14 protein-coding genes are annotated in these 12468 nt (G+C 71.4%); 7 read left to right on the top strand and 7 right to left on the bottom strand.

What is annotated here, in order from left to right:
- The first annotated feature begins 63 nt into the window (after positions 1–63).
- Positions 64–468, top strand: a complete 405-nt coding sequence (locus ITJ54_RS08665; RefSeq protein ID WP_416354900.1) for an arsenate reductase ArsC — start codon at positions 64–66, stop codon at positions 466–468.
- Positions 469–493: 25 nt separating this feature from the next.
- On the opposite strand, the gene ITJ54_RS08660 is transcribed toward ITJ54_RS08665, so the two are convergent.
- Positions 494–1081, bottom strand: coding sequence for a manganese efflux pump MntP family protein (locus ITJ54_RS08660; protein WP_194627290.1), 588 nt, complete (start codon positions 1079–1081; stop codon positions 494–496).
- A gap of 208 nt (positions 1082–1289) precedes the next feature.
- Between ITJ54_RS08660 and ITJ54_RS08655 the strand changes: the two genes are divergently transcribed.
- Genes ITJ54_RS08655 through ITJ54_RS08640 form a run of 4 tightly spaced genes read left to right on the top strand, consistent with a single transcriptional unit; the run spans position 1290 to position 4930 of the window.
- Positions 1290–2696 (top strand): LLM class flavin-dependent oxidoreductase, encoded by a 1407-nt coding sequence (locus tag ITJ54_RS08655; RefSeq protein ID WP_323741646.1) that lies wholly within the window; start codon positions 1290–1292, stop codon positions 2694–2696.
- A 4-nt stretch (positions 2697–2700) separates the two neighbouring features.
- On the top strand, positions 2701–3252 hold the full coding sequence (locus tag ITJ54_RS08650; protein WP_194627288.1) for a GNAT family N-acetyltransferase: 552 nt from the start codon (positions 2701–2703) through the stop codon (positions 3250–3252).
- A complete protein-coding gene (locus ITJ54_RS08645) occupies positions 3249–3629 on the top strand; it encodes a tRNA-dihydrouridine synthase (protein ID WP_194627285.1) in 381 nt (126 codons plus the stop codon). The genes ITJ54_RS08650 and ITJ54_RS08645 overlap by 4 nt, the downstream gene beginning before the upstream one ends.
- Positions 3629–4930, top strand: a complete 1302-nt coding sequence (locus tag ITJ54_RS08640) for a glutathionylspermidine synthase family protein (protein WP_194627284.1) — start codon at positions 3629–3631, stop codon at positions 4928–4930. Before ITJ54_RS08645 ends, ITJ54_RS08640 begins: the two co-directional genes overlap by 1 nt.
- On the opposite strand, the gene ITJ54_RS08635 is transcribed toward ITJ54_RS08640, so the two are convergent.
- Positions 4920–5450 carry a MarR family winged helix-turn-helix transcriptional regulator gene (locus ITJ54_RS08635; protein ID WP_194627283.1) on the bottom strand — a complete coding sequence of 177 codons (531 nt, stop codon included), beginning with the start codon at positions 5448–5450 and terminating at the stop codon, positions 4920–4922. The genes ITJ54_RS08640 and ITJ54_RS08635 overlap by 11 nt on opposite strands.
- Positions 5451–5540: 90 nt before the next feature.
- Here ITJ54_RS08635 and ITJ54_RS08630 point away from each other — a divergent pair, with 90 nt between their 5' ends.
- Together ITJ54_RS08630 and ITJ54_RS08625 are read left to right on the top strand one after the other, a co-directional pair.
- Positions 5541–6776, top strand: coding sequence for an FAD-dependent monooxygenase (locus ITJ54_RS08630; protein WP_194627282.1), 1236 nt, complete (start codon positions 5541–5543; stop codon positions 6774–6776).
- 220 nt (positions 6777–6996) lie between these two features.
- Positions 6997–7395 carry a hypothetical protein gene (locus tag ITJ54_RS08625; protein ID WP_194627281.1) on the top strand — a complete coding sequence of 133 codons (399 nt, stop codon included), beginning with the start codon at positions 6997–6999 and terminating at the stop codon, positions 7393–7395.
- 79 nt (positions 7396–7474) lie between these two features.
- On the opposite strand, the gene ITJ54_RS08620 is transcribed toward ITJ54_RS08625, so the two are convergent.
- The 5 genes from ITJ54_RS08620 to ITJ54_RS08600 all read right to left on the bottom strand — a co-directional run bounded on the left by ITJ54_RS08620 (position 7475) and on the right by ITJ54_RS08600 (position 12429).
- A complete protein-coding gene (locus ITJ54_RS08620; protein WP_194627280.1) occupies positions 7475–8023 on the bottom strand; it encodes a VOC family protein in 549 nt (182 codons plus the stop codon).
- 145 nt (positions 8024–8168) lie between these two features.
- Positions 8169–8933, bottom strand: coding sequence for an SGNH/GDSL hydrolase family protein (locus tag ITJ54_RS08615; RefSeq protein WP_228508757.1), 765 nt, complete (start codon positions 8931–8933; stop codon positions 8169–8171).
- A gap of 118 nt (positions 8934–9051) precedes the next feature.
- Positions 9052–9981, bottom strand: coding sequence for an acetamidase/formamidase family protein (locus ITJ54_RS08610; RefSeq protein WP_194627278.1), 930 nt, complete (start codon positions 9979–9981; stop codon positions 9052–9054).
- Positions 9978–11369 carry an APC family permease gene (locus ITJ54_RS08605; RefSeq protein ID WP_194627275.1) on the bottom strand — a complete coding sequence of 464 codons (1392 nt, stop codon included), beginning with the start codon at positions 11367–11369 and terminating at the stop codon, positions 9978–9980. The genes ITJ54_RS08610 and ITJ54_RS08605 overlap by 4 nt, the downstream gene beginning before the upstream one ends.
- Before the next feature lie 154 nt (positions 11370–11523).
- Complete coding sequence (locus ITJ54_RS08600; protein ID WP_228508755.1) at positions 11524–12429, bottom strand: proline iminopeptidase-family hydrolase; 906 nt, start codon at positions 12427–12429, stop codon at positions 11524–11526.
- Positions 12430–12468 lie beyond the last annotated feature (39 nt).

Here is a 12468-nt window from a genome sequence, read left to right as displayed (position 1 = left end):
GCGCGGCATCCGAGGAGGTGTTCGGAGCGGTCGACGGACCGGATTGGTGCGATCATGCACTTCGTGTCGACCGAACCCGTGCCCACCGTCCTGTTCGTCTGCGTCCACAACGCCGGGCGCTCCCAGATGGCCGCCGCGTACCTGCAGCACCTCGCCGGCAACCGGATCGCTGTGCGGAGCGCCGGGTCCGAGCCGGCCGACCAGCTGAACCCCGTCGTGGTGCAGGCCATGCTCGAGGAGGGCATCGACATCCGGGATGAACAGCCGGCACTGCTCAGCACCGACGCGGTCGCCGCTGCCGACGTCGTCGTGACGATGGGGTGTGGCGACGCCTGCCCGGTGTTCCCCGGCAAGCGCTACGAGGACTGGGAGCTCACCGACCCGGCGGGGCTCGACCTCGACGCGGTCCGTCCGATCCGGGACGACATCCGGGAGCGTGTCCGGGTGTTGATCACCGAGACCGTCTGACGCGCGGCCCGCGTCGGGCGGCTGCTCAGCCGACGGCCCCGAGGGCCCCGAGCACGCCGGTGTGCTCGAGCACGATCTGCACGCCGATCAGGATGAGGATCACGCCACCGACGATCTCGGCGGGACGCCCGAACCGCGCGCCGACGCGACGACCGACGAGCACGCCGACGAAGGACAGCACGGCGGTCGTGATGCCGATGAGCAGCACCGCCCAGCCGATCGAGACCGGCAGGAACGCGAGCGTGACCCCGACCGCGAGCGCGTCGATGCTCGTCGCGAAGGAGAGCACGAGCAGCTCACGCACCTGCAGGCGGTCGGTGTCCTCCGCGTCGTCCTGTCCGCCACGGACGGCTTCCCACAGCATCTTGCCGCCGATGAGCGCGAGCAGCCCGAACGCCACCCAGTGGTCGACGCCGGCGATGTACTGCGCGAAGGTGGTGCCGAGCAGCCAGCCGATCAGGGGCATGGCTGCCTGGAAGACGCCGAACGCGACGGCGATGACGACCGCGTGCCGGACGTTGAAGCGCTGCATGTGCAGGCCCTTGCCGAGCGCGACGGCGAACGCGTCGGCGGAGACGCCGAGCGCGATGAGGAACAGGGCCCAGAACGACATGGGGAACACCTTCGGAGACGGGCGGGACGGAGACACCGGCGTCTCGGGACGCACCGATCCTGCCATCCGGATGACGGGCCTCCGACCAGAAAAGGCCTGATCAGGAGGATTCGTCGCGACGAATTCGAGGCGGAGGCGAGCCGAGCCTCCCGTCATGCTTCGTCATGTCACGTGACGGACGCGCCGGAGCGGTCGTAGCGTCGCGCTCGTGACGGACACGACGAACCCCACCCGGCAGATCCGCTTCAACGCGTTCGACATGAACTGCGTCGCCCACCAGTCCTCCGGGTTGTGGCGCCACCCGCGCGACCGGTCCAGGGACTACCGCGACCTGACGTACTGGACCGACCTGGCGAAGACGCTGGAGCGCGGGGCGTTCGACGGGATCTTCATCGCCGACGTCCTCGGCACCTACGACGTGTACGGCGGGTCGAACGAGGCCGCGCTCCGCACCGGGTCGCAGGTGCCCGTGAACGACCCGATCCTGCTCGTGTCCGCGATGGCGTCGGTGACCGAGCACCTCGGGTTCGGCATCACCGCCGGCACGGCCTACGAGCACCCCTACCCCTTCGCGCGGCGCGTCTCGACGCTCGACCACCTGACGAAGGGCCGCGTCGGCTGGAACGTCGTCACCGGGTACCTGCCGAGCGCCGCGCGGAACATGGGCCAGACCGACCAGCTGAGCCACGACGACCGGTACGACGTGGCCGACGAGTACCTCGAGGTGCTCTACAAGCTGTGGGAGGGCTCGTGGGAGGACGACGCGGTCGTCGAGGACCGCGAGACCGGTGTGTTCACCGACCCGTCGAAGGTGCACCCGATCGAGCACCACGGCGAGCACTTCGACGTGCCGGGCATCCACCTGTCGGAGCCGTCGGTCCAGCGCACGCCGGTGATCTACCAGGCGGGGGCCTCGCCGCGGGGCATCGCGTTCGCCGCCGAGAACGCGGAGGCGGTCTTCGTCGGGGCGCCCACCCTGCCCCAGCTCACCGCGACGGTGACGAAGATCCGCGACGCCCTCGAAGCCGCCGGGCGCGACCGGTACGCGGCCAAGGTCTACACGCTGCTGACGGTGATCACGGACGCCACCGACGAGCTCGCGCAGGCGAAGTACGAGGACTACCTGTCGTACGCGTCCGAGCTCGGTGCGCTCGTGCTGAACTCGGGCTGGATGGGCGTCGACCTGTCGCAGTGGGACCTCGACGAGCCCCTCGGGCAGGTCGACTCGAACGCGATCCAGTCGGCGGCGGCGAACATCTCCGCGGCGACGGGGTCGGACGGTGCGTCGTGGACGATCCGGGACCTGGCACGGCACACCGCGATCGGCGGGCTCGGTCCGGTGGCCGTCGGCGGTGGGGCCACGATCGCGACGCAGCTGCAGGAGATCCAGGAGCAGACCGACGTCGACGGGTTCAACCTCGCCTACGCGGTGACGCCGGGCACGTGGGAGGACGTCATCGAGTTCGTCGTCCCCGAGCTCCGGGCCCGGGGCGCCTACCCGGACGCGTACGTCGAGGGGTCCCTGCGGCACAAGCTGCACGGTCGTGGCGACCGGCTGCCCGACGAGCACCGCGGCGCGGGGTTCCGGGTGCGCAGCGGGGCGGCCGTAGGCTGAGAAGGTGATCGAGTCGTCCGTGGTGGTGCGTGCAGCCATCCCGGACGAGGACCCGGCCTGCGTCGACGTCTGGACCGCGGCCGTCGCGGCGCGGGACGGTGTGCCCGAGGACTCCGCCGTGCGGGTCCGGGCCGAGGCGAAGTTCCAGGTGCCGCGGGTGGCGTGCCTGGTGGCGTCGGCTGGGGCTGCGGCTGTGTCTGTTCCGGCCGTCTCCGACGAGCCGTCTCCTCCGATCGACGGGTTCGTGCTCGTCACTGCGCCCGGCACAGGCCGACCGACGGACCCGTCGGACGCCGCCTACCTCTCGCTCCTGGCCGTCCGTCCCGACCTGCAGGCGCGCGGCGTCGGCCGGGCGCTCCTCGTCGCCGCCGTCGACGCGGCGTTCGCCGTCGGCCACCCCGCGGTCGTCCTGCACGCCCTCGCCGACAACCTGCCGGCCCTGCGGCTCTACGAGGCGGCCGGCTTCCGTCCCACCGGCGTCACCTTCCCGCATGCCCTGACCGGGAGGCTCACCGCGACCTACGTCGTCGGCATGCCTTATGCTCCGGAACCGTGAGCAGCACTCCACGACGCCGTCGCGTCTCCAACGTCGTCTCCATCGGTGTCGTGGCGGCCCTGGCCGCCTCGCTGACCGGGTGCGGGCAGGGGAGCGGGGTCAAGGAGGACTACGCGCAGATCTGCCGTGACAACTCCACGCAGAAGCGTCTCCCCGACGACGACTGCAACAACCACGGCGGGCACGCGGGTTGGTACTACTTCCCGCTGCTGGCTCGCGGCGCGACGAAGGTCCCCGCGGTCGGCTCGAAGGCCACGGGCGGTGTCGACGCACTGCCCGCCGGCAAGACGGCCAAGTCCGGGCTGTCCTCCCGCGGTGGTGCGGTGTCGAAGGGCGGCTTCGGCGGGTCCGGGTCCAAGGGCGGCTTCGGCGGCTGATGGAGCGCATCGAGTTCGCCCCGCGCCCCGACTGGGAGCGGAAGATCCAGCAGACCGGGCTCATCTACTCGCGGGCACTGCGGGACGACGGCACCGTGGCCGAGTACTGGAACGACGGCGCCGCCTACGTGTTCACGCTGCCCGAGGTCGAGGCGCTCGAACGCCAGACCGAGGAGCTGCACCGGATGTCGCTCGAGGCCGCGCGGTACATGGCGTCGGGGGCGCTCGGCACGCTCGGCCTCAGCGACGAGGCCTTCGAGCTCGCCGGGTGGTCGCTCGGCCAGGGGCAGCCCGACGTCTACGCCCGCTTCGACCTGGCCTACCACGGCGATGGGTCCCCGGCGAAGATGCTCGAGTACAACGGGGACACCCCGACCGGGCTGATCGAGGCCTCGGTCACCCAGTGGCACTGGTACCGCGACCGGCTCGCGAGCGGCGACATCGCGGCCGACGCCGACCAGTGGAACGGCCTGCACGAGGCCCTGGTGGCCCGCTGGCGCACCCTGCTGCACCGGTCCCTGCGCGAGGGTGAGGGCGGACGCCTGTTCGTCGCGCACTCAGACCTCGACACCTACGGCGAGGACTGGGACACCGTCGCGTACATGCGCGACCTCGCCGCCGAGGCCGGCTGGGAGCACACCGGCATCGAGATGAAGGACATCGGCTGGCACTCCGGGCAGCGCGCGTTCGTCGGCGTGCCCGAGCCGGAGGGCTCCTCGCGCAGCGCGTTCGCCGTGCCCGGGGACACGCCGGGCACGCAGTACCCGGTGATCCGGAACCTGTTCAAGCTCTACCCGTGGGAGGACCTGCTCTCCGGGGACGACCGTGCCGAGGGCGACCAGGAGTTCGGCGACTTCCTGGTGTCGGACCGGGCGCGCGTCGGGCACTGGTACGAGCCCGCGTGGAAGACGTTCCTGTCGAACAAGCTGCTGCTGGTCGCACTGTGGCGGCTGTACCCGGGACACGACAACCTGCTGCCGTCGTACACCGACGGGCCGAACGGCATGACGGACTACGTCGTGAAGCCGGTCTTCGGGCGCGAGGGCGACGGCATCCGCGTGCACCGTGCCGACGGCTCGGTGGTGTCGAACGGCACCGAGTACCGCCGCCCGGGTCGCGGTGGCGAGCAGGTCTGGCAGCAGTACCACGAGCTGCCCGACTTCCCCGGCAGTGCGGGGTCGAATCATCCCGTGCTCGGGTCCTGGGTGGTCGACCAGGAGTCGTTCGGGGTCGGCATCCGCGAGTCCGACGGGCCGATCACCGACTACTTCTGCCGGTTCGCCCCCAACGTCATCGTCTGACCCGGGCCGCGTCTGCCGCCGGCGGCCTCGGCTGCGCCGTCAGACGGGCGTTCGCGGCTGCGGCCGCGGCGGTCATCCGCGCGAGGAACGCGATCACGACGCGGGTCTCCTCGGCGTCGGTGCCCTGGACGGTCTCCGCGATCTCGGCCCCGGCGAAGCCGAGGAACCGGGCGCTCTCGGCTCGAGCCGTGTCCGTCGGGCGGAGGGTGACCCGGCGTCGGTCGGTGCTCTCGCGGTGACGGGCGACGTGCCCGGCGGCCTCGAGCCGGTCGATGAGGATCGAGGTCGCCCCCGACGTCATGCCGATCTGCCGCGCGAGCTGCGCGGGTGACACGGGGTCGCCGTTCTGCTCCGCCCAGACGATCTGCCCGAGGGCGTTCGCGTCCGAGACGGGCAGGTCCATCCAGGTGGACAGGTGCCGGTTCAGCTCGTCGAACGTCACCGCCCAGTCTCGGAGGCGGTGCATCACCGTGACCTGGTCGTCGTCCCAGTCGACGGACAGGGGGTCGAGTCCGGGCATCCAGGTTCCTTTGCTGTGTAGTGTCTTTACTGTAAAGCATGACGGGCGCCGCAGACAGCGCGCGTCCGTCCCGCACACGAGGAGCAGCACATGACCGCACGGCACGCAGTGATCTCCGGAGCCAGCATCGCAGGCCTGTCGGCCGCCTGGTGGCTCCGTCACACCGGATGGGACGTCACCGTCGTCGAACGGGCCCCGGCCTTCCGCGACGGTGGGCAGAACGTCGACGTCCGCGGAGTCGCCCGCGAGGTGCTCGACCGCATGGGCCTCGTCGACGCGATCCGGGCGGTGAACACGACGGAGACCGGCACGGTGCTCGTGGACCGCGACGGCCGCGTCACCACCGAGCTGCCGTCGGACGGTCCGGACGGGGCCACCGCCGAGCTCGAGGTGCTCCGCGGGGACTTCGCGCGGGTGGTCCTCGACGACCTGCCGGACGGTGTGCAGTTCGTCTACGGGGAGACGATCCAGGACGTCGAGGACGGCGACGCGAGCGTGGTGCCGGACCGCGTGACGATCACGACGAGTGCCGGCCGGGTCCTGCACGCCGACCTGCTCGTCATCGCCGAAGGCGTGCGGTCGCGGACGCGCGACCGGGTCTTCACCGCGGACGGCGACGTGGACGAACGCGACCTCGGCGTCACGATGGTGTTCGGGACGATCCCGCGCATCCCGTCCGACGACGACCGCTGGCGCTGGTACACGGCGGTCGGTGGGCGGCAGGTGCACCTGCGACCCGACCCGTACGGCACCACCCGTGCGATCCTCGCGCACGCGGGTGTCGACGACCTGGTCGGGCTCGACCGGCCGGCGATGCTGGCGAAGCTGCGGGACCGGTACGCCGACGCCGGCTGGCAGACCGACCGGGTGCTCGACGGGTTCGCCGACTCCGACGACGTGTACCTCGACGAGCTGACCCAGATCCGGATGCCGCACTGGCAGCGTGGCCGGGTCTGCGTGATCGGGGACGCTGCCTGGTGCGTCACGCCGATGGGCGGAGGCGGTGCCTCGCTCGCCCTCACGAGCGGCTACGTGCTCGCCGCGTCACTGCAGTCGGTCGACCGCGGGGACGGCCTCACCCAGGCCGACCTCGATGCGGCGTTCGTGTCCTTCGACGACTGGCTCCGGCCGTTGGTCGACCAGATCCAGGGCATCCCGAAGGGCATCGTGCACTTCGCCTACCCGCAGACGCGGCTCGGCCTGGCTGCCCGGCGGGTGGCGGACAAGGTCCTGATGTCGAAGCTGTTCGCCCCGGTCACCGCGAAGCTCACCCGGGTGGCGGACACCGACCGCCCCCTGCCGGAGCTGACGCTGACCGACGCGTGAGCGCGTCCTGACGGATCCGGTCAACGTCACCCGAGTTCGGCGAACCGGATCCGTCACGGCGCGAGCGGAACGCGGTCGTCCGGCTGGCCGTGGCCCGATCGTGACCCAGCGCGGCGATCCCAGGTGGTTCACTGCAGGCGTGTGGGGAACAGTGGACCGGGGAACGACAGCCGTCCGGCCATCGTCAGTGGTCGGGCGAACGACCGGGAGACGCGGGGCGGTGGCCGCTGCGGCGCTCGTCCTGGTGCTCTCCGGCTGCGGGATGACGCAGTCGGGCGCCGCCGGCTCCTGCGCGGCCAAGGAGCTCGAGCTCGGCGACTCGGCCCTGCACCCCGGGGGATCGGTGCAGCTCAGCGTCGACTGGATGACCGCGACCTGCGAGGACACCGGTGGCGTCAACCGGACGGCCGAGGACATCGCGGTGTCCGTCACGCCGACGGCGACCGGTCACACGTCCCTGCTGGCGACCGTGGACCGTGCCTCCGGGGACCGGTACACGGTCAGCGGTCGGTTCGACCTGCCACAGGACCTGCCGCTCGGTCCGGCGACGCTCGCCGTGACGTCGTCCATGGGTGACGGCGCCGAGGCGACCCGCGCGGTCACCATCACGGCGCCCTGAGCCAGCGACAGCGACAGCGATAGCGACAGCGACAGCGACAGCGACAGCGCCTGCTACAGCGACTGCGACAGCGACCGGGTCAGATCGCGAAGGCGATCGAGTCCGTCTCCGACACCGGCGCCCACTTCGGCCGGGGCGCGTGCGCGAGGTACGGCTGCGGGGTCGGATAGCTGACGATCTCGAGCGTCGAGCCCCACGGCGTGCGGGTGTACACGAACCGGTTGCCGGCACCCGCCTCGGGGCCGCGCAGGTCACGCGGGTCGGAGTTGCGTCGGCCGCCCGCTGCCTCCACCTTGGCGAGGGTCGCGTCGAGGTCGTCCGCGTACACAGCGAGGTGCTGCCAGCCGAGGTCGGACGGGTGTGCGGGGCTGCGCTGGTCCGGGCCCACGTACTCGAACAGCTCGAGCCCGGGACCCTCGGGGAGCGCGAGCATGCGGATCGCCCCCTGCGCCATGGAGGACGGCATGCCGAGGTACCGATGCGCTTCGGGCGTGCCGTTCGGTGCCTCGTCGCGGAGCCTGATGTCGTACAGGACGACGGCGTCGAGCGCCGCCATGAAGAACATCGTGGCTGCGTCGATGCACGGCACCGTGACGCCCACGTGGTCGATCCTGATTCCCCTGGTCATTCGTGATTTCTAGCAGCGCACGGGGCACACCCGTCCGGCTGGACGGGAGCGATGCGTCATCGCTGCGGCAACCCGCACGAGCCTGCCAGGACGCACAGCAGCGCCGTCCCCCGTGCACGTCGGACGTCCGGTTCCGGAGGCGGGATCAGGCCGTCGGCGGCACCGGCGTCCACGTCGGGAACGTCGCCGACCGGCCGTCGCCGGAGGACCGTCGCGTGACGCGTCGACCCACCCACGGCAGGACGTGCTGGCGGTAGTACCGGAGCTCCTCGGACACCCGGGTGCGTGCGGCACCTGGCGGTGTCGGGACGACGGGTGCGGGGCCGTCGGCGACCGCGTGCAACGCCAGGTCCGCGACCCGCTGGTGCCCGGTCGCGTTCATGTGCAGGCGGTCGTCGGACCAGAACTCCGCACGCCCGAGGTGGGCGTCACGGGAGACGTCGACGAAGGGCAGGTCCAGGCGCGCCGCGAGGTCGTCGAGCGCATCGGCCCAGGCGTCACCGCGGTGGTTGATCAGGCTGCCGAGCGGCATCCGCGCGCTCGGGTCGGCCGGGCTCAGCAGGGCGAACCGGATGCCACGCGCCAGGACGCGTTCGATCTCCTGCCCGAGTCGCCCGGCCAGCGCGGCGGGGTCGAAGCGCGGCCGGAGCAGGTCGTTGCCGCCGGCGCAGAAGGTGACGAGCGTCGGCGCCGGGTCGAGGGCCAGCGCCGCGTCGAGCTGCCCGTCGAGGACCCCGGCGAGCAGGCGCCCGCGTACCGCGAGGTTGGCGTACTGCACCTCGGCCCCGGTCTGCGCGGCGAGGCCGCTCGCGAGGCGTCCCGTCCACCCGGGCAGGGGGACGGGGCCGGTGTCGCCGATGCCCTCGGAGAAGCTGTCGCCGATCGCGACGTAGCGGATGGTCTGGTCCATGGCCCCATCTTCCTGCACACGCCTGTGCACGTTCCGGTGGCGCCGATGCGGACCGGACCGCCTGGAGGCCCGCCACCGGTCCGTCGGACCGGCACCGGGCCTCCAGGCGGTCACCTGCTCAGAGCACCGACTTCGGGACCCGGTGCAGCGTCACTGCACCGACCGCGGCGAACGGGTGGAGCGGGTCCGGCGCTCCGGAGCCGGTCGGCCCGCCGAGCTTGGAGTCGCCGACGGCGCTGAGGACCGCGTAGGCGTCGTCGGCGTCCCAGCCGTGCTCGTCGACGAGGAACGCGAAGGCGTCCTCGTAGCCGCGGCGGACGCTCTCCTGCACGGGGTCGCCGAGGCCGACGAAGAGCCAGTCGTCGGACGTCTCGATGCGTGGTGCCCGCAGGGTCGGGCCGCCCTTGACGAGGTCGACGGACACGACGGCGGTGCCCTGGGCCTCGATCGCGACGAAGGACGACTCGCCCTCGGCCATGAGCGCGTGGATGTCCCCGATGGACAGCAGCGCCCCGGGCACACGGACGGGCAGGTACACGGTGGAGCCGGGGCGGGCCTCGGTCACGTCCATGTTCCCGCCCTCGGGGTACGCCGGCATGATCGTCGAGTTCTCGCCCTCGGCGGGCGCCGTGCCGATGCAGCCGATCATCGGGCGGACGGGGAACCGGTGCCGGTCGGACACCTGCACCATGCCGTCCTCGATCGGGCAGCGGCGGGCGAAGACGCGGTCGCCCATCACGTGCTGCAGCGCGCCCGAGCCCGGCAGCGACACCGACCAGCCGTGCGTCGTCAGCTCGATCGCGTGGATGGTCACGGCGAGGGTGTCGCCCGGCTCGGCGCCCTCGACGAAGACCGGCCCGGTGACGGGGTTGATCGGAGCCTGCAGCTGCGCCATGTCGTGGTGGTCGTCGAGCTCGGCGTACACGGCGTCCGTCGTCTCGAAGCCGATCGTCTCCCCGGTGCCGGGCCGCACCGTCAGGACGGGCTGCCGGTCGGCGGCGAACCCGGGGCGCCCGAGCGAGTTCGGCAGGAAGTGGTCGGGGGTCATCGGATCTCTCCTTCGGCGCCGACCTCGGTGGAGCGGCCGGTGAAGCGGTAGTACAGGAACACGAGGGCACCGACGGCGAGCCAGATGATGCCACCGACCTTCGCCTCGACGGCGGCGTTCAGCAGGACGTACCCGATGATCAGGAAGCCGATGAGCGGCACGACGAGGTGCAGCAGCCAGTTGCGGGACTTCCCCTTCACGACGTGGTGCACGAACACCGACACGTGCAGCAGCATGAAGCCGAACAGGGCGCCGAAGTTCACCAGGGACGAGATCGTGTTGATCTGCCCGACGAAGAACAGCACGAGGATCGCGGAGAGCACCGACACGACGATGATCGCGTTCTGCGGGACCTTGCGGCCGTTGAGCGTGTGCAGGAACGCGGGCAGCTGCCGGTCGCGGCTCATCGAGAAGAGCAGGCGGCTGGTGGCGGCCTGCGCGGCCATGGCGTTCGCGATGCCGACGGCGAGCACGTTGACGGCGAAGAACGCCGTCGCCCAGCCGCTCGAGGACGCCTGCTCGACGATCGTGAAGAAGGCGTTGCCCGCCTCGCTGTCCGAGAAGGCCTCCCGGCCGCCGGCGAGGGCACTCGCGAGCCAGGTCTGCAGCACGAACAGGAACGCGACGATCACGAGGGCCAGGATCATCGCCGTGCCCGCTCCGCCGCGGCGCCCGGTCGACTCCTCGGACAGGGTCGAGATGCCGTCGAAGCCGAGGAAGCTCAGCACCGCGATCGACAGCGCGGACGCGATCAGGGGTGCCGACACCTTCGCCGGGTCCCAGATCTGCTCGGTGCCGAACGACGCGTCCGGCACCGTCCCGCCGGTGAGCGCGGTCACGGCGATGATGACGAAGATCACGACGAAGACGAGCTCGATGAGCAGGAAGATGCGGTTCGCGAGCTTGAGCGAGGACACCCCGGCCAGGTTGATCACGGTGTTGATCGCCACGAAGACGAGCGCCCAGAGCCACCGCGGGGTGCCGGGGAAGATGCCGACCATGCTCTCCGCCGCGAACACGTAGAGCAGCGTCGGGACGAGCAGGTAGTCGAGCAGGATCGCCCACCCGGCGAAGAACCCGGCGGTCGGGTGGATGCCGCGGCCGACGTAGGAGAACACGCTGCCGGCGAGCGGGATCGACTTCGCCATCTGCGCGTACGCGAGGGCGGTGAAGATCATCGCCACGAGTCCGACGACGTAGACGAGCGGCACCATGCCCGACGAGGCGTTGTAGACGGTGCCGAAGATCGCCCACGGTGCGATCGGCACCATGAAGACGAGCCCGTAGATGAGCAGGTCGGTGGTGGAGACGGAGCGTTTCAGCTCCTGCTTGTAGCCGTAGGCCTCGAGCTGCTGCTGCGCGGAGAGCTCGGTGTGCTGCTGCGACATGACGGTTCCGTTTCGGGTTGAGGGACGGTGCGGGGACGGTGCGGTGGACGGGGCGGACGGGAGGCGCGGGGCGGGCTGCGGGGGAGCCTCCCGTCCGGCCGTGGTCGGGCCAGGCGGCGTCGGGGCTGGCTTCGTTGGGGCTGGCGTCGTTGGGTCAGGCGTCGTCGTGCGCGGCCATGAAGGCCGCGACGACGCGGCGGAACTCCTCCGGCTGTTCCAGGTGGCTGCAGTGGCTGGCCCCGGCGAAGACGTGCTGGCGGACGTCGGCGATCCGCTCGACGAAGGGCGCCCACGTGGCAGGGGTCGCCTCGTCGTGCTCACCGGCGACGACGAGCGTCGGGACGGTGACGCGGTCGAGCCGGTCGACGACGGTCCAGTCGCGCAGGGTGCCGATGACGTGGAACTCGTTCGGGCCGTTCATGGTGTGGTAGACGGTCGGCTCGGCCTCCATCTGGGCTTCCGAGTCGACGAAGTCCTGCGGCATCGGCACGGAGCGGCAGACGTGGCGCTCGTAGAACACCTGCGTCGCGGCGACGTACTCCGGGGCGTCGGTGGTGCCGGCCTGCTCGTGTCGGGTCAGGGTCTCCTGCACGTCGGCGGGCAGCTGGGCGCGGAGCTCGGCGGCGCCCTCGACCCAGAGCTGCATCGAGGCGGGGGAGTTGCAGATCATGAGCGACCGGAGTCCCTCGGGCTGGCGCACCGCGATCTCGGCGCCGAGCATCCCGCCCCACGACTGCCCGAGCACGTGGTGCTCCCCGAGGCCCAGGTGCTCGACGAGCGCGGTGTACTCGTCGACGAACAGCTGGGGCTGCCAGGACTCGACAGGGGCGTCCGGGCGGTGGGAACTCCGCCCGCAGCCGAACTGGTCGTGGTGCACGACGGTGCGCCCGGTCTCGTCCGCCAGGGCGGCGAGGTTCCGGAGGTAGTCGTGCGCCATGCCGGGCCCGCCGTGCAGCACGACGAGGGGCAGGGCGCCGGGGACGGGCTCGTCCGGAGTGGTGGTCCGGAACCAGGTCTCGCCGTCCTGGAACGGCATCGTGGACTCGTTGACGTGGGACATGACGGTCAGCATGGACGGCGAAAAGGTCCCAGGCAAGAC

Origin of the sequence: Curtobacterium sp. VKM Ac-2865 (assembly GCF_015350905.1) — a bacterium.
Taxonomy (GTDB): domain Bacteria; phylum Actinomycetota; class Actinomycetes; order Actinomycetales; family Microbacteriaceae; genus Curtobacterium.
The sequence above is the reverse complement of the archived record's forward strand: the minus strand, read 5'-3'. Positions and strand labels throughout refer to the sequence as shown.

Coding starts and splice junctions, on each gene's coding strand:
- ITJ54_RS08610 (WP_194627278.1), bottom strand. CDS start 9,981: ATGACCCCCGACCACTTCCTGCCGAACTCGCTCGGGCGCCCCGGGTTC.
- ITJ54_RS08660 (WP_194627290.1), bottom strand. CDS start 1,081: ATGTCGTTCTGGGCCCTGTTCCTCATCGCGCTCGGCGTCTCCGCCGAC.
- ITJ54_RS08635 (WP_194627283.1), bottom strand. CDS start 5,450: ATGCCCGGACTCGACCCCCTGTCCGTCGACTGGGACGACGACCAGGTC.
- ITJ54_RS08600 (WP_228508755.1), bottom strand. CDS start 12,429: ATGTCCCACGTCAACGAGTCCACGATGCCGTTCCAGGACGGCGAGACC.
- ITJ54_RS08630 (WP_194627282.1), top strand. CDS start 5,541: ATGACCGCACGGCACGCAGTGATCTCCGGAGCCAGCATCGCAGGCCTG.
- ITJ54_RS08615 (WP_228508757.1), bottom strand. CDS start 8,933: ATGGACCAGACCATCCGCTACGTCGCGATCGGCGACAGCTTCTCCGAG.
- ITJ54_RS08620 (WP_194627280.1), bottom strand. CDS start 8,023: ATGACCAGGGGAATCAGGATCGACCACGTGGGCGTCACGGTGCCGTGC.
- ITJ54_RS08640 (WP_194627284.1), top strand. CDS start 3,629: ATGGAGCGCATCGAGTTCGCCCCGCGCCCCGACTGGGAGCGGAAGATC.
- ITJ54_RS08605 (WP_194627275.1), bottom strand. CDS start 11,369: ATGTCGCAGCAGCACACCGAGCTCTCCGCGCAGCAGCAGCTCGAGGCC.